The 15,579-nt window shown below is 71.1% G+C and carries 16 protein-coding genes, 1 tRNA gene and 1 other RNA gene; 5 read left to right on the top strand and 13 right to left on the bottom strand.

The window, feature by feature from the left end; translation table 11 throughout:
* Window positions 1–34 precede the first annotated feature (34 nt).
* From JJ691_RS37705 to JJ691_RS37730, 6 genes are read right to left on the bottom strand one after another with little or no spacing between them, the layout of a single operon-like run.
* Complete coding sequence (locus JJ691_RS37705) at window positions 35–295, bottom strand: hypothetical protein (protein ID WP_211764287.1); 261 nt, start codon at window positions 293–295, stop codon at window positions 35–37.
* 25 nt (window positions 296–320) lie between these two features.
* The gene (locus JJ691_RS37710; protein WP_211764288.1) at window positions 321–578 is read right to left on the bottom strand and encodes a hypothetical protein; all 258 of its coding nucleotides are present in this window, start codon (window positions 576–578) and stop codon (window positions 321–323) included.
* 31 nt (window positions 579–609) lie between these two features.
* On the bottom strand, window positions 610–1,029 hold the full coding sequence (locus JJ691_RS37715) for a hypothetical protein (protein ID WP_211764289.1): 420 nt from the start codon (window positions 1,027–1,029) through the stop codon (window positions 610–612).
* Window positions 1,026–2,216: a hypothetical protein gene (locus JJ691_RS37720; RefSeq protein WP_211764290.1), complete on the bottom strand. Its 1,191-nt coding sequence runs from the start codon at window positions 2,214–2,216 to the stop codon at window positions 1,026–1,028. Before JJ691_RS37720 ends, JJ691_RS37715 begins: the two co-directional genes overlap by 4 nt.
* Window positions 2,213–2,956, bottom strand: a complete 744-nt coding sequence (locus JJ691_RS37725; RefSeq protein WP_211764291.1) for a WXG100-like domain-containing protein — start codon at window positions 2,954–2,956, stop codon at window positions 2,213–2,215. The genes JJ691_RS37720 and JJ691_RS37725 overlap by 4 nt, the downstream gene beginning before the upstream one ends.
* Window positions 2,957–2,958: 2 nt before the next feature.
* Window positions 2,959–3,612, bottom strand: a complete 654-nt coding sequence (locus JJ691_RS37730; protein ID WP_211764292.1) for a YbaB/EbfC family nucleoid-associated protein — start codon at window positions 3,610–3,612, stop codon at window positions 2,959–2,961.
* Between the two features lie 253 nt (window positions 3,613–3,865).
* Between JJ691_RS37730 and JJ691_RS37735 the strand changes: the two genes are divergently transcribed.
* Complete coding sequence (locus JJ691_RS37735; RefSeq protein WP_211764293.1) at window positions 3,866–6,889, top strand: AfsR/SARP family transcriptional regulator; 3,024 nt, start codon at window positions 3,866–3,868, stop codon at window positions 6,887–6,889.
* Here JJ691_RS37735 and JJ691_RS37740 read toward each other — a convergent pair.
* Genes JJ691_RS37740 through JJ691_RS37750 form a run of 3 tightly spaced genes read right to left on the bottom strand, consistent with a single transcriptional unit; the run spans window position 6,872 to window position 8,272 of the window.
* On the bottom strand, window positions 6,872–7,333 hold the full coding sequence (locus JJ691_RS37740) for a uridine kinase family protein (RefSeq protein WP_211764294.1): 462 nt from the start codon (window positions 7,331–7,333) through the stop codon (window positions 6,872–6,874). The genes JJ691_RS37735 and JJ691_RS37740 overlap by 18 nt on opposite strands.
* A gap of 10 nt (window positions 7,334–7,343) precedes the next feature.
* Window positions 7,344–7,940 (bottom strand): recombination mediator RecR, encoded by a 597-nt coding sequence (gene recR / locus JJ691_RS37745; RefSeq protein ID WP_211764295.1) that lies wholly within the window; start codon window positions 7,938–7,940, stop codon window positions 7,344–7,346.
* A 2-nt stretch (window positions 7,941–7,942) separates the two neighbouring features.
* On the bottom strand, window positions 7,943–8,272 hold the full coding sequence (locus JJ691_RS37750; RefSeq protein ID WP_211771961.1) for a YbaB/EbfC family nucleoid-associated protein: 330 nt from the start codon (window positions 8,270–8,272) through the stop codon (window positions 7,943–7,945).
* 84 nt (window positions 8,273–8,356) lie between these two features.
* On the opposite strand from JJ691_RS37750, the gene JJ691_RS37755 reads away from it, so the two are divergent.
* Window positions 8,357–10,117 carry a S9 family peptidase gene (locus JJ691_RS37755; protein WP_211764296.1) on the top strand — a complete coding sequence of 587 codons (1,761 nt, stop codon included), beginning with the start codon at window positions 8,357–8,359 and terminating at the stop codon, window positions 10,115–10,117.
* Here JJ691_RS37755 and JJ691_RS37760 read toward each other — a convergent pair.
* Window positions 10,098–12,131 carry a DNA polymerase III subunit gamma and tau gene (locus JJ691_RS37760; protein ID WP_211764297.1) on the bottom strand — a complete coding sequence of 678 codons (2,034 nt, stop codon included), beginning with the start codon at window positions 12,129–12,131 and terminating at the stop codon, window positions 10,098–10,100. The genes JJ691_RS37755 and JJ691_RS37760 overlap by 20 nt on opposite strands.
* A 57-nt stretch (window positions 12,132–12,188) precedes the next feature.
* An RNA gene (gene ffs / locus JJ691_RS37765) (signal recognition particle sRNA small type) lies at window positions 12,189–12,283 on the bottom strand.
* Between the two features lie 73 nt (window positions 12,284–12,356).
* Here ffs and JJ691_RS37770 point away from each other — a divergent pair.
* The 3 genes from JJ691_RS37770 (at window position 12,357) to JJ691_RS37780 (ending at window position 13,180) form a co-directional block, all read left to right on the top strand.
* Window positions 12,357–12,617: a hypothetical protein gene (locus tag JJ691_RS37770; protein WP_211764298.1), complete on the top strand. Its 261-nt coding sequence runs from the start codon at window positions 12,357–12,359 to the stop codon at window positions 12,615–12,617.
* 81 nt (window positions 12,618–12,698) lie between these two features.
* Window positions 12,699–12,785 (top strand) — tRNA-Ser (locus JJ691_RS37775).
* A 77-nt stretch (window positions 12,786–12,862) separates the two neighbouring features.
* The gene (locus tag JJ691_RS37780) at window positions 12,863–13,180 is read left to right on the top strand and encodes a hypothetical protein (RefSeq protein WP_211764299.1); all 318 of its coding nucleotides are present in this window, start codon (window positions 12,863–12,865) and stop codon (window positions 13,178–13,180) included.
* Here the strand turns inward: JJ691_RS37780 and JJ691_RS37785 are convergent.
* Window positions 13,158–14,576 carry an aminopeptidase P family protein gene (locus tag JJ691_RS37785; RefSeq protein WP_211764300.1) on the bottom strand — a complete coding sequence of 473 codons (1,419 nt, stop codon included), beginning with the start codon at window positions 14,574–14,576 and terminating at the stop codon, window positions 13,158–13,160. The genes JJ691_RS37780 and JJ691_RS37785 overlap by 23 nt on opposite strands.
* A gap of 12 nt (window positions 14,577–14,588) precedes the next feature.
* The gene (locus JJ691_RS37790) at window positions 14,589–15,578 is read right to left on the bottom strand and encodes a proline racemase family protein (RefSeq protein ID WP_211764301.1); all 990 of its coding nucleotides are present in this window, start codon (window positions 15,576–15,578) and stop codon (window positions 14,589–14,591) included.
* Window position 15,579: the final 1 nt, after the last annotated feature.

The following is a 15,579-nucleotide window of genomic DNA, read 5'->3' on the forward strand; positions in this document are numbered from 1 at the left end:
ACCAGCACAGACCGCTTATCTGAACGGCATTGGTTCATGGGGTGTCGCCCCAGCGGTGGCCGGCGAGGATCTGGGAATAGGCGAGGCGACCGAGCATGTAGCAACAGGCCTGATGCTCGGAGGCGAAACGCAGGAGGTCGTTCTTCTGCCCGCGCTCCAGGTAGTAGACCTCCCAGACACCGTCTTCCTCGTCCTGGTCGACACAGAAGGCGAACTCGGCGGAGCCGCCGGCGACGACCATGCGATCGGGAACGCCAAGAAGCGGTAGGCAGGACGCCAGCTCGGAAGCGTTCACCGGACCTCCGAGCTCACGGCGCCGGTCACTGGGCGTCGCTCCACTTCAGACCCGCGAGGATCTGGCTGTAGGTGAGCCGGCCCAGCAGGTAGGTGCAGGCCTGGTTCTCATCGGCGAAGCGCTCCAGGTCGTTCTTGTCGCCCCGCTCCAGCCAGTACACCTCCCATGCCCCGTCCTCGGCCTGCTCGACGGACCACGAGAACTGGGCGTGCCCGCCGGCGGCGACCATACGCGCTGGGATGCCGATGGCGGCGACGGCGGATTCCAGTTCCTCGATGTTCACGCAGACCTCCGGATCCAAAACGAGTCAGGGGTCACTTTTCGACTACTTCCTCAGGCCAGATCACGGTGTCCACCTCGCGCAGGTTCTTGATCTCCGCCTTGGGAATGACACCGGTGGCGACGAAGCGCTCCTCGATGTCGAGGCCCAGCTCCCGCGCCTTGGGCTCATTTCCGCCGAGGTAGTAAAGCAGCAGACTGTCGCCGCGGTCAGCGGTCACTTTGAAGGGCTCGCCGCGATACTCGGCGAACCACTCGACACGGTGCACGCTGTCCACCTCGGCGAGCGGTGTGTGCCTGATGTAGACGTTCGGCGCGACCTTTTCGAAGCCCGGCATCGGCGGGTTCTCGTCACGCCAGTACAGGTCGACAACATCCGGGTCGACAGTCAGGGCGGTGTGGAACTGACGGCCACCGACCAGTGAGTAGTAACGCTGCCTGTACGGATCGGTCACTGGTCCTCCTTGATCCAGCCGACACCATCGATGTAGTGCGCCACCTGACGAGAGGTGCCGTCGGCGTAGAGCTCGTGAATGGTGTCGCCGTTACGCAGGGGCGATTCCTGGCGGTCCCATTCCGGAACCAGGTACTTGTCCGAGCCGGTGAAGCCGTTGCCGGTGTAGGGCTCACCCCAGACGTTCGTGCCGCCGATATTCGCCCGACCCTCCTCGGTGGGACCACCGAAGGGAACGGAGTAGTTTCCAGGCTCGGCCGTCGTGCGGAGCACGTGCACCGACTGATCGCCTGGCGTGAACGGAGTGCCGGAGTAGTCCAGCCGCAGGCCTTCGTAGTTCTGAGCGGGGGTGTGCATCTGTCCCGCATCGGACACGCGGGCGAAACAACCCCTGGACACGGTGGGGTCGAACTTGTCGTCGGTCGAGTTGTCCAGATAGTGCTGCGCCGCCCAGGGATTGAGCACCTTCTGGACCGGTGTCCCGTTCTCCAAGGGAATGTCCTCGCGCAGCGCACGCCACTTCAAGGCTTCGTCGTGGCTGACGTTGGCGGTGCCGCCGGGCTGGTTCATCCGGTGGCGCATGGAGTCGAACTCGTCCTGCGTCATGCCGTGGCGCTCCAGCAGGCCCGGCAGCTGGGCGGATGCCGAATGCGGATCGGGCAGGTCGCCGCTGAGCCGAGTTGGTTCACCACCTCCGCCTGGAATCGCGGGAGCGCTGTGGTCCTTGCCACCGCCGCCCGAACCGACGGAGGAGCCGCTGCGTGAGGAGCCGCCGGCGACGGACTTGGCCTTCTTGCCGGAGCCGCCGCTGGCGCTGACGGAGGAGCCGGAACGCGAAGAACCGCCGGTGACGGACTTGGACTTGCCGTCGTTGTGGATCTTCTTGAGGCCGGACGCGCCGGTGGAGTCGGCCTCTTCGAACAGGTCGGCGGAGTTGCCGAGGCGGCCGCCGGCGGAGCCGGCTACGCGGCCGCCTTCCTTGAAGACCTTGCCGGTGACCTCCACGCCGCGGCCCATCGCCTTGGCCACCACAGAGCCGATACCGGAGCGGTCGCCGGAAGCGTGGGAGACGAGGTTCTGGCCGGTCTCCTCCAGCTTGGAGCCGGTCTGCTCGATCTGGCCGCCGAAGTCCTTGAGCTTGCCACCGGACTTGCGCAGGTGGTCCGGGTGGACGTTGATCTTGCTCACGTCGGGATGCCCTGGTTGGTGGCGACCGACTCGGCGGTGCCCAGGGGATCGTTGGCGACGGAGTTGGCCATGCCCTCGACCTGGTCGACGGAGTCGCTGACGCCCTGGGAGAAGCCGTCGGCGCCGGCCCCTGCGACGGCACCGAGGTCGATGCCCTGATGGGTGCCGAGAGCATCGCCGACGAGCTGGGTGGCGAGCTCCTCGCCGGCGCTCTCCAGCGCCGCGAAGATGGGGCCCTCGACCACGGACAGCAGCTGCTGCTCGACGGTCTGGATGGCCTGCTCGATGGCCTGCTTGACGATCTGCTCGGTGAACTCGGTCTGCGCGACGGCCAGGGCCTCGGAGGCGCCGAGGGTCTCGATGGCGGCGGCTTGGTCGGCGATGAGCTCGGCAGCCAGGATGACCAGCTGCACGATGGCGGCCAGCTTCATGGCCACGATCACCACGGCGGCGATGTCCAGGCCGGTGGCGAGCAGGTCCATGCCCTCGCCGAGCTGCTGGAGGTGCCCGTCGGCCAGCTTCTTCCAGAGCGCTTCGAAGATCTGGAGCGACTCGGCCGAGTTGACGCCGAGCATCTCCTCGATGTCGGACTTGGCGTCGCCGTTGTTGCTGGACAGCTCGGAGCCGAGCTGGCGCAACTGGTCGGCGGCCGAGCGGAGCTCGTCCTCGTCGATGTTGGGCCACTCGACGCCGATCAGGTCGAGCACCCAGGTGACTTCCGAAGGGAGGGTGACTCCCATGCTCACCACGACCCTTCGTTGAGCACGGAGCCGCCGTCGTCATCGTCGTCGTCACGGCGCGAGGGACGCTGCTGCGGCTGGGCGGGGGCGGGCCGGGCGGCGGGCGGAGCGGCAGCCGGCGGCGGAGGCGTGCTGTATGAAGACTGAGGCTGGCTGTACGAGGACTGGTTGTAGGAAGACGGCGGGGGCGGGGCCTGGCGCCACGGGTCGGCCTGGTCGCCGGGGTCGGTGGCGGTCCGCGGCACGGCGGGGGTGCTGAGCTGCCCGGCGTCGAGCCCGACGGCGCTGCCGGCGGCGGCCAGCACGTTGGCGCTCTGGGTCCGCACGGGCGCCATCGTCTCGGAGACCTTGGCCCGGGCCTTGGCCGCGGCGGCCTGGATGGTGGCGACGACGGTCTGCGCCAGCTTGTCCGGGGTGGTGCGCTCGAAGGCGCTCGGCGCGAACTTCAGCGACGTCACCACCCCGGTCGCGTCCACGGCGACCTGGACGCTGCCGTCCTTCGAGGTCGCTTCCCCCGTGCTCGACAGCGCCTGCTGCTGCGCTTCCTTCACGGCGGCCATCTGCGCACGCAGCCCGGCGAGCGCGCCGTCGGCCTGTTGCCGCAGCTCGGCGACCTTCGCCATGCGCTGCTCTGGACTCAAGTCCGGCTCAGTCATTGCCAACACCCCTCACGTCAGGCACTACGACGCCGACCGCCTCCGACCGGTTCCGCTCGGGGGACATCTTCGAGCCCGGCCGTCAGGCCGACCAGTCGGGGGGTGTGACCAGCGCGAGTAGCCGATTCCCCGGACACGGTCCGGTGCCCGCTTGTCGCAATAGAGCGGGAACTCGCCGGCCGGGGCCCCGAGTGCGTGCACAATCTGTACTGGCAGTGTTCGCCGGTGACGAAGGGGTGCGAACGGGTTGGCCGTGGAGTTTCGGATCCTCGGGCCGCTGGAGGTCGTCGTGGACGGCCAGGTGGCGCCAATCGGCGCTGCCAAACACCGCACCCTGCTCGCCTGCCTGCTGCTGCGTGCCAACCGGGTGGTCTCGGTCGAGGAGCTGGTGGACCGCATCTGGGACGGCGACACGCCGCACCGGTCGAAGGCGACGCTCCAGACGTATGTGATGCGCCTGCGCCAGGTGCTGGGCGACCCGTCGGTGATCCGCACGGCCGCGGACGGCTACCTGATCACGGTGGACGCGAACCACCTGGACCTGCTGCGGTTCACTGAGCTGGCCGCGGCGGCCCAGTCGACGCTGGCCAGTGGGGATCTGCCGACCGCGGCCGAGCTGTACGGCCAGGCCCTGGGCCTGTGGCGGGGCCAGCCGCTGGTGGACGTGCCCTCGGACGTGCTGCACCGGGAGGAGATCCAGCGCCTGGTCGAGCAGCGGCTGGAGGTGCTGGAGCGCCGGATCGAGGTGGAGCTGAGCCTGGGCCGGCACACCGATCTGATCCCGATGCTGCGGGCGGTGACCGGGGAGCACCCGTTCCAGGAGCAGTTCTGGGGCCAGCTGATGCTGGCGCTGCACCGTTCGGGCCGGCAGGTGGAGGCGCTGGAGGCGTTTCGCCAGGTCAGCCGGCTGCTGGCCGAGGAGCTGGGCGTTGGCCCGGGCGAGCGGCTGCGGGCGCTGCACCAGGCAGTGCTGCGGGACGACCCCGGCCTGGCGCCGCCGGAGCGCGCGCCCCGCCCGTCGACCCGGAGCGTGCCTTCGGAGCTGCCCGCCGACCTGGTGGACTTTGTCGGACGGCGTGACGTGGCGGATCGGATCGCGCAGCGGCTGACGGCCGGCGACACGAACACCGCGGTGCCGCTGGTAACGCTGTCCGGCCCGCCCGGGGTCGGCAAGACCGCGCTGGCCATCCACGTGGCGCACGAGGTGAACCGCCACTTTCCGGGCGGCCAGCTGTACGTGAACCTGCGCGGCTACGCCCCGGGGCCGCCGATGAGCACAGTGGACGCTTTGACGCGGTTCCTGCGGGCGCTCGGGGTGCCGCCGTCGCAGATCCCGTTGGACGTCGAGGAGCAGATCACCCTGTACCGGTCCTGCATGGCGGGCCGGCAGGTGCTGGTGGTGCTGGACAACGCGGCGGCGGCCGAGCAGGTGCGCCCGCTGCTGCCGGGCAGCCCGGGCTGCGCGGTCCTCGTGACGAGCCGGGACACGCTGCTGGGGTTGACGGCGTTGCAGGGCGCGCGGCCGGTCGGCCTGGACGCCCTCGCGCCGGACGAGGCGATCACACTGCTCACGGAAATGCTCGGCGAGCGGGCGGTCGAGCAGGAGCCGGACGCCGTCGCCGAGTTGGCCCAGCTGTGCGCGAACCTGCCGTTGGCGCTGCGGATCGCCGCGGCGAACCTGGCCAACCGGCCGGGCGTGGCGAACTACGTGGAGCTGCTGCGGCAGGGCAACCGACTGGCCGCGCTGGTGGTGGACGGCGATGACGAGGCGGCCGTGCACGCGGCGTTCGACCTCTCCTATCACGGCTTGAAGCCGGCGGCGCGGCAGCTGTTCCGGCTGCTGGGCCTGATCCCCGGTCCGGACTTCACGGCGGAGGCGGCCGCCGCGGTGGCATCGCTGCGGCTGGACGAGTCGCAGCGGCTGCTGGACCGGCTGGCCGCCGCGAACCTGGTGCAGCAGCACTCACCGGGCCGCTATCAGCTGCATGACCTGCTGCGCCTGTACGCCGAGCAGCGCACCGACGTGGAGGAGAACCCTGGTTCGAAGGTGATCGCCCGATCCAATCTGGCCGCGTACTACCACCACGCCTCGGCGGCGGCGTCGAACACGCTGTCCCCGGGCAGTGTGCGGCTTCCGGTGCCGGGCGCCGGCTTTGTCGTGACGACACCGCGGTTCGCCGACCACGTGGAGGCGTTGGCCTGGCTGGACGCGGAGCGGGCGAACCTGATCGCGGCGGTGGCGCAGGCCGAGGAGACCGGCCCGCTGCCGGCGGCCTGGGGCCTCGCGGACGCGTTGCACCGGTACTTCCGCGGTCACCGGCTCAGCAACGAGGGCGTCATGACCGCCCGGATCGGCCTCACCGCGGCCTTGCGCTCCGGCGATGGGCGGGCGGAAGCCGTTATGCGCCAAGCACTTGGCACGCTGGCCTGGGATCTGAGCGACTACGACGAGGCCGTCGACCAGGTGACGCTGGCGTTGTCCTACTACCGCGAGATGGGCCCGGACCACGCCGTCATCGAGGCGCTGACCGATCTCGGCGGCGTCTACGGCGAGCGGGGCGAGGTGGAGCGGGCCGCGGCCTGTTTCGAGCAGGCGCTGGAGGTGACGAAGGTCGTCGACTCGCCGGCCGGTCACGCCACGACGCTGTTCAAGCTGGGCACGCTCCGGCTGGAGCTGGGCGATGTCGGCGAGGCAATCCGGCTGCTGGAGCAGGCGCTGGCCGGGCATCGGGCGCTGGGCCGCCGCTACGACGAGGCAGCGTGCCTGAACAACCTCGGGCTGGCCCACCGCGAGCTCGGCCAGTTCGACCAGGCGCTGACCTGCCTGCACTCGGCCCTGGACCTGCGTAACGAGCTGGGTTCCTCGGACGGCCGTGGCAGCCTGCTGGACACGATTTCCACGGTATATCTGGACGTCGGCGAGGTGGCCCAAGCCGGCGAGTACGCCGCGACGGCGATCGCGCAGGCCCGGGAGGCCGGGGCTCGCCGAGCCGAGGCGAGCGCGTTGAACACGCTGGCGCGGGTGGAATCTCGCCGCGGCGACCACGAACTGGCCGTGCACCACCACGAACAGGCGCTGCGCGTCGCGCAGGAGATCGACAACCGGTACCTGGAGGCGGAGTCGCTGATCGGCCTGGCCGACACGCATCGGGCGCTCGGCGACCGGACGCAGGCGGCGGAGTTGGCCCAACGGGCGCTCGTGGTCTACCGGGCCGAGCAGCACCCGAGGGCGCTGGCCCGGGCGCAGAAGGCGTTGGAGCTAGCGCTGAACGACTAGGTCGGCCCGGTCACGGGTACCGTCCACCTGGAACCATCCGCGCTCGAAGTCCTTCCACCGCAACAGATCCGCCCGGCTGTTTGCGCCGTCACGGGCGATCGCCCGGGCCAGCGCGTCCTCGGCCTCGACCCAGATCAGCTGGGACAGCCACGGCGTCGCCGCCCGGCGGCCGGCGGAAACCCCTTCCACGACAAGGACTTCCGTCGGCTCGACCACGACTTCCGCACCGAGCACGGGCACGCCGCTGCTCCAGTCCATGCGCCGATACCGCCCGCTTTCGCCCCGTCGCAGCGGACGAAGCACCCCGTCGACCAGCCGCGGCCACCACGCCACCGGGTCGTCCCAGGTCGCGAAGTGGTCGGTGGGCACGACCGGCAGGCCGAGCGACGCCGCGTAGGTGGACTTGCCGGCGCCGGACGGCCCGTCGATCGCGATGACCTTCACCCGAGGTTGATCAGACCGTGCGACGGCCCGAGAGGGCTCGGCCGAGCGTGAGCTCGTCGGCGAACTCCAGGTCGCCGCCCATCGGCAGGCCCGAGGCCAGCCGGGTGACGGTGAGCCCGGGGAAGTCGCGCAGCATCCGGATCAGGTAGGTCGCGGTGGCCTCGCCCTCGGTGTTCGGGTCGGTGGCGAGGATGATCTCCTTGATGTCGTCGGCGCCCATCCGGGCCAGCAGCTCGCGGATGCGCAGCTGGTCGGGGCCGACGCCGGACAGCGGGTCGAGCGCGCCGCCGAGCACGTGGTAGCGGCCCTTGAACTCGCGGGTCTTCTCCACCGCGACGACGTCCTTGGGCTCCTCGACCACGCACACCACGGTCGCGTCGCGCCGCGGGTCCTTGCAGATGCGGCAGGTCTGCTCCTCGGCGACGTTGCCGCAGATCTGGCAGAACTGCACGCCTTCGCGCACCTTCTGGAGCGCGTCCTGCAGCCGCCCGATGTCCGCCGGGTCGGCGGCCAGCAGGTGGAAGGCGATGCGCTGGGCGCTCTTCGGACCGACGCCGGGCAGCCGGCCCAGCTCGTCGATCAGGTCCTGTACCGGTCCCTCGTACACCGTCAGAACCCGGGCAGACTCAGGCCGCCGAGGTCGAACCCGCCGCCGCCGAGACCGCCGGCCAGCGGGCCCATCTTCTGCGCGGCCAGCTCCTGGGCGTTGTTGTTGGCGTCGCGGACCGCGGCCACCACCAGGTCGGCCAGGGTCTCCACGTCCTCCGGGTCGACCACCTTGGGGTCGATGTTCAGACCCTTCAGCTCGCCCGCGCCGGACACGGTCGCGGTCACCAGGCCGCCGCCCGCGGTGCCGGTGACCTCGGCCGCCGCCAGCTCCTGCTGCGCGTTGACCAACTGCTGCTGCATCTGCTGGGCCTGTTGCAGGATCTGTTGCATGTTGGGCTGGCCGGGCTGCACCGCGGCTCCTCTCGTCGGTTTGACCACAACCAGCGTAGTCGCCGGGTGTGACAGGGTGGATCCATGGGGCTGGACGTGAGGCGACTTCTGGAACTGCACACCTGGCGGGCGTTCGACGTCGACGACGAGGGGCGGGTGCTGGCCGGGTCGGACGAGACGGGCCGGGTGCAGCTCGTCGAGCTGGCGGCGGACGGCACGGCGACGCCATTGCCGCATCTGACCGGTGTGAGCACGGCCAAGTACGTCAAGGGCGAGCGAGCCGTGGTCGTCGAGCACGACAGCGGCGGCAACGAACGCGGGCAGCTGTCGCTGCTGAGCCTGGGCGACCAGGAGTTCACGCCGCTGGTGCACGACGAGCGCTACATCCACCGGCTGATGGGCGTGCTGCCCGGCCGTGTCGTGTACGCCACCAACCGGCGCAACAAGGTCGACTTCGACGTCGCGGTGCGCAACGTGTTCAGCGGAGCTGAGGAGGTCGTCTACGACCGCGGCGGCTCCCAGCTCGACGCCAAGCTGTCCCCGGACAGCCGCTACCTGGCCACCACCATCGGCGCCGACCAGGCCAACTCGATGCAGCTGCTGCTGCTCGACACCATGCCGGAGACCGAGGACGACCAGGTGGTCGAGCTGACCGGTGCCGACGAGGAGACCAACATCGGGCACGTCGGCTGGCTGCCCGACGGCTCCGGGCTGATCGTCACCAGCAACCGGGACCGCGAGTTCAAGGCGGTGGCCCGCTACGACCTGGCGTCGGCCCACTGGACCTGGCTGGTCGCCGCCGAGCGGCACGACCTGACCGGCTGGCTGTCCCCGGACGGCCGCAAGCTGCTGGTGATGACCAACGTCGACGGCGTGGCCCGGCTGACCGTGCACGACGGCACGACCGGCCGCCAGCTCGACGAGATCCAGTTGCCCGCGGACGGCTGGCTCTCCTATCCCCTGCCGGATCCGGTGTTCTCGCCGAACTCCCGGTACGTGGCGCTGACCTTCAGCTCGCCGACGATCCCGATGGACGTGCTGCTGGTCGACCTGGACTCGGCCAAGGTCACGTCGCTGACCGACACCGGCTCGCAGCAGGCCGGCCTGGTGGAGCCGACGCATGTCCGCGCCAACGGCCAGATCCCGTGCTTCGTCTACGGCAGCGGCACCTCAGCGGTGCTTTTCCTGCACGGCGGTCCCGAGGGTCAGTCGCAGCGCCGGTTCGACCCGCTGGTGCAGGGACTGGTGGCCGCCGGGCACGTGGTCGTGGTGCCGAACATCCGAGGATCCATCGGTTACGGCAAGACGTACTACGCCGCCGACGACCGGCGTAAGCGGCTGGACTCGATCCAGGACCTGGCGGTGCTGCACGACTGGCTGCCGTCGATCGGGGTCGACCCGGCGAAGGTCGCGCTGTGGGGCCGGTCCTACGGCGGCTACCTGGTGCTGGCCGGGCTGGCGTTCCTGCCGGAGCGGTGGGCGGCCGGCGTGGACATCGTCGGCATCTCCTCGCTCGTCACGTTCCTGGAGAACACCTCGCCGTACCGGCGGCGGCTGCGGGAGCGGGAGTACGGCTGGCTGGACCGCGACCGGGACTTCCTGGAGGAGGCGTCCCCGATGAACAAGGTCGACCAGATCAGGGCGCCCCTGTTCGTGGTGCACGGGGCCAACGACCCGCGGGTGCCGCTGAGCGAGGCCGAGCAGCTGGTGGCGGCGGTGCGCGGCAACGGCGTCGAGTGCGAGCTGGTGGTGCACGACAACGAGGGGCACCAGATGGCCAACCTGGACAACAAGCTGGCCACCTATCCCCGGGCGATCGAGTTCGTCACCCGCCAGCTGGCTTAGCCTTCTTCTCGATCGGGACCGCGCCGAGCTCCTCGTTCAGCATCTCCAGCAGCACGTCGTGCGGGTCGCGGCGGTCGACGAGCTCGCCCGGCTCGGGCACCCGGGCCGCCTCGGCCATCATCGACTCTTCGCTCTCCGGCTCCGGCGCCGGCTCCGGTTCGGCGGGCTCGTCCGGCTCCGGCGGCAGCGGGATGTCGTCCACGGCCGGGGCCGGTGGCCGGGGGGCGACCGGCGTCGGCTGCACCTCGGGCTGCGGCCGGGCCGCCTGGCTGGGCCGGGTCGGGGCGACGGGGCGCTGCCGCGGCGGGGCCGCCGCCGGGGCGGCCATCGCGCCCGGGCCACCGCCGGCCTCGCCGTGCACGACCTTGACCTGCCAGGCACCGCCGACAACGGTGCCGACGGCGGCCGCGATGGCGTCCTGGTTCTGGGCCGCGGCGAGGCGGCGGGCCAGCGGGGCCGAGGTGTGCGCGATGGTGACGGTGTTGCCGTCCACGGACTGCACGGCGGCGTTCATCAGCATGGCTTGCGTCGACTTGCTGGGGATCGCCGCCAGCAGCTGCGACCACAGCCGGCGCAGCGTCGCCACGTCCACACCGCCGTCGCTCGCGGCCGCGGGAGCCGGGGCCGGCTCGGGTTCCGGCGGCGGAGCCTGGACCTGAGGCTGGGGTTCCGGTTGCCGAGGTGCCGGGGCCTGGACCTGCGGCTCTGCCGGCGGCTGCGCCGGTGCCGCCGCGGGCTGCGGTGCCGTGGCTTGCGGCGGGGCGGGCTGTTCGGGTTCCGCCGCACGCTGCGAAGGCCGCTGGAACTTGTTCGCGACCGGCGCCTGCGCTTCGGCGGCGACTGCGCCGGCTGCCGCGACCGGGCGGTGCTCCAGCTGCTCGATCCGTTGCAGCAGCGCGGCATCCGTGGCACTGGCGGCCGGCAGCATCATCCGGGAGCACAGCAGTTCCAGCACCAGCCGGGGAGCCGTCGCGCCGCGCATCTCGATCAGGCCGGCGTGCACGATCTCGGCGTACCGGGTGAGCGTGGCCGGGCCGAGGCCGGTGACCTGGTCCCGCATCTGCGCCAGCTCGTCCTCCGGCGCGTTGATCAGCCCGCGCTGGCCCGCGTCCGGCACCGCCGACAGCAGCACCAGGTCACGCAGCCGCTCCAGCAGGTCCGCCGCGAACCGCCGGGGGTCGTGGCCGGCCTCGACGACCCGGTCCAGCGTGCCGTACACCGCCGAGCCGTCGTTGGCCGACAGGCCGCGCACCATCTCGTCGATCAGGGCCACGTCCGTCACGCCGAGCAGCGAGATCGCCCGCTCGTAGGTGACGCCCTCCTCGCCCGCGCCGGCCAGCAGCTGGTCCATCACCGACAGCGTGTCGCGGGCCGAGCCACCGCCCGCGCGCAGCACCAGCGGGTACACCGCCGGCTCGACCTTCACGCCCTCGTCGCCGCAGATGCTCTCCAGCAGGCCGCGCAGCGTGCCCGGCGGGATCAGCCGGAACGGGTAGTGGTGGGTGCGGGACCGGATGGTCGGCAGCACCTTCTCCGGCTCGGTGGTGGCGAACACGAAGATGAGGTGCTCCGGCGGCTCCTCCACGATCTTCAGCAGGGCGTTGAAGCCCTGCGTGGTGACCATGTGCGCCTCGTCGATGATGAAGACCCGGTAGCGGGCCTCCGCCGGCGCGTAGAAGGCCCGGTCGCGCAGCTCTCGGGCGTCGTCCACACCGCCGTGGCTGGCCGCGTCCAGCTCCACCACGTCCACCGTGCCCGAGCCGCCCGGGGCCAGGCCCACGCAGGAGTTGCACACCCCGCACGGATTCGGCGTCGGGCCCTGCACGCAGTTCAGCGAGCGGGCCAGGATGCGGGCGCTGGACGTCTTGCCGCAGCCCCGCGGCCCCGAGAACAGATAGGCGTGGTTCACCCGCCCCGCGGCCAACGCGGCCCGCAGCGGCTCGGTGACGTGATCCTGGCCGACGACCTCGGCAAAGGTCGCGGGCCGGTACTTGCGGTAGAGGGCGAGCGCCACGGGTACGACCCTACTGCGGTGGTCCGACAGTCCAGTGCCGGACCTGGTCCGGGCAAAAAAAGGGGACCCCGCGCACCTGTCAGAGCCCGCTTATCCTTGCTGCCTTCCGGCCCTGGGGAGGTTCACAGGATGGACACCGCACGAGGTCCACGGACAGTGTAGCGGGTCCCCCGATGGGATTGCTCGGCGGGCGGTCTTGAGGCGGCGGGAGCAGGATCCCGGGCCATGGCGGAGGACACACGGCCTGAGATCGACATCGAGCTGTTCGGCGGTCCCGAGGACGGCCGGACGATCAAGGTCCCGGCGCAGCGGGACGGGGTCCCCGTGCTGCCGCGCTGGGAGTTCCCGCAGCTGCCCAAGGAACGCAACCGCGAGAAGCTGAAGGCCGCCCTGGCCGCCTCGCCGGTCATCGTCTACGAGCGCCCGGCCGAACCCACCCACGGCCGCTGGAAATACGTCTACGCCGGCACCCGCGCCCGGAGCTGAGCGAACCCCGACCGCACCCGCCCATAAGCCCCTCACCAGCCGTTTTGGCTGGCAAATACCCCCTCCGGTAAGCTCCCCCACGGAGGATTCGCCTAGTGGCCTAGGGCGCACGACTGGAAATCGTGTTGGGGATTAAACCCCTCACGGGTTCAAATCCCGTATCCTCCGCAGGTCAGAGGCCCCGCCGACACGGCGGGGCCTCTGCTGTTTCCACAGATGTCAGACCCTCGTGTCAGGCTGGTGGGGTGACGGATCCGCTGAGCGCGCTCCTGGAGGGGACGGCGGCCCACGCCCGCAGCCGGTTCGACCAGCGCAACGGGCGGCTGGGCAGTTCGACGACGGTGCACGCGGTGCATTTACAGCGGTGGCTGGGCGAGATGCTGATCCCGGCCCCGAGCTGTCACGTGGGCACGGGCACCTGGGACTTCACCCGGTTCGAGCCGACCAACGACCCGGTGACGTGCGGCCGCTGCCTGCGCTCACCACAGGTCAGGCAGGCAGCGGCCGACCACGTCTCGCCGCAACTGGAACTGGAGCTGGTCAGCCCCGAAGACAGCCGCTGACCCACTCCTCAATGCCGTCGGCGGTGATGGGCAGCGCCGAGGACAGCACGTCGGCCCCGGTGTCGGTGACGACCAGGTCGTCCTCGATGCGCACGCCGATGCCCCGCAGCTCCGGCGGCACGGTGAGGTCGTTGGGGTGGAAGTAGAGGCCCGGCTCGACGGTCAGCGCCATGCCGGCGGCGAGGGTGCCCTCGTGGTACGCCTCGGCCCGGGCCCGGGCGCAGTCGTGCACCTCGAGCCCGAGGAAGTGGCCGACGCCGCAGACGATGTAGCGCCGGTGGTGCTGGCCGTCGGGGTCCAGGGCCTCGTCGACGGAGACGGGCAGCAGGCCCCAGTCGTGCAGGCCCTCGGCGAGCACCCGCATGGCGGTGTGGTGGAACGCCCGGTACTCGGCGCCGGGCCGCACGTCGGCCATGGCGGCCAGGTGGGCCTTGAGCACGAGCTCGTACACCTGCCGCTGCGGGTCGCTGAACTTGCCGCTGACCGGGAAGGTCCGGGTCACGTCAGCGGTGTAGTAGGTGTTGACCTCGACGCCGGCGTCCATGAGCAGCAGCCCGTCGGCCGGCACGTCGCCGTCGCAGCGAACCCAGTGCAGCACCGGGGCGTGCGGCCCGGCGGCCAGGATCGAGGCGTAGCCGGGGGCGTTGCCGCTGGTGCGGGCACGGCGGTCGAAGGTGCCCTGGAGCCAGCGTTCGCCGCCGCCCTTGATGGCCATCGGCAGCTCGCCGGCGACCTCGGCGAAGCCGAGCACGGTGGCGTCGACGGCCGCCTGGAGCTGGCCGATCTCCCACGCGTCCTTGAACCGGCGCAGCTCGGCGAGGGTGGTGCGCAGGCCGGCGCTGTTGCCGTAGCCGAGGGCGTCCAGCATCGGCTCGACGCCGCCGGTGGCATTGACCGCCGGGTGCTGGCCGCGCAGCAGGCCGGGCAGGTCCTCGATGCGCCGGCAGGTCAGGCCGAGCGCCTCGCCCCATTCGGCCAGCCCGGGCACCGGCCCGATCCACAGCTCGCCGTCGCGGGCGCTGCCGAAGAACTCCGGGTCGCCCGGGCGCGCGGGTTCCCGCAGCAGCAGGACGGCCTCGTGCCCGCCGGCGACCGGCAGCATCAGCAGCACCGCGCCCTCGGCGTTGCAGCCGGTCAGCCACGAGAAGTCGCTGTCCGGGCGGAAGTCGTAGTCGGTGTCGTTGGCACGGATCGGGGCCCGCCCGGACGCCACGGCGATGCGCTGCCCCGGGAACTCCGCGGACAGCCGGGCCCGGTGCGCGGCGGCCGCCTCGGCCGCGCCCGGGGTCAGCCGGACCTCCCGCGCCGCGTCGCCCCAGCCGGTTCCGACCGAGGACCGGAATCCGGTCGCCTCGACCAGCCTGGACGGGTCGCGCCTCGCCGGCCGATCAATCATGTCGAGCACTCCTCACAGCGTGAACCCGTTCGGGAACGGGTCGGTTGGGTCCAGCAAGTACTGTGCCATGCCGGTCAGCCAGGCGCGGCCTTCGATCGTCGGGGTCACGCCCTGTGAGGTCTCGGCCACCAGCCGCCCGGTGAACCGGGTGCCCAGCAGCGACTCGTTCACGAAGTCGGTGTGCAGCGCCAGCTCGCCGCGGGCGTGCAGCTGGGCCATCCGCGCGCTGGTCCCGGTTCCGCAGGGCGACCGGTCGAACCAGCCGGGGTGGATCACCATGGCGTTGCGCGCGTCACTGCCGTCCTCGCCGGGAGCGACCAGCTGGACGTGCTTGCAGCCGGCGATGCCGGGATCTTCGCGGTGCACGGGCCGTCGCTGCGCGTTGATAGCGTCCATAATGGACAGACCGGTCGCCAGCATCCGTTTCTTCTCCTTGACGTCGAAGGTTATGCCCAGCGATTCGATCGGCAGGATGGCGTAGAAGTTGCCACCGTAGGCCATGTCGTAGCGGACCTCGCCCAGACCCGGCACATCCACCACGCCGTCGAGTTCGTGGGCGTACGCCGGCACGTTCTGGAACCGCACCGATTCCGCGCGGCCGTCACGCACGTTGACCTCGGCGACCACCAGACCCGCCGGAGTGTCCAGCCGCACGGTCGTGACCGGTTCGGTGACCTCGACCATGCCGGTCTCCACCAACACGGTCGCCACGCCGATGGTGCCGTGCCCGCACATCGGCAGGCAGCCGGAGACCTCGATGTAGAGCACACCCCAGTCGGCGTCCGGCCGGGTCGACGGCTGCAGGATCGCGCCGCTCATGGCGGCGTGCCCCCGCGGTTCGTTCACCAGGAACTGCCGGATGTGGTCCATGTTCTTGACGAAGTGCTCGCGCCGCTCGGCCATGGTGGCCCCGGGGATGGGCCCGACGCCGCCGGTGATCACCCGCGTCGGCATGCCCTCGGTGTGCGAGTCGACCGCCGTGAAGTACCTACTTGCCCGCATG

Origin of the sequence: Kutzneria sp. CA-103260 (genome assembly GCF_018263855.1) — a bacterium.
Lineage (GTDB): Bacteria > Actinomycetota > Actinomycetes > Mycobacteriales > Pseudonocardiaceae > Kutzneria.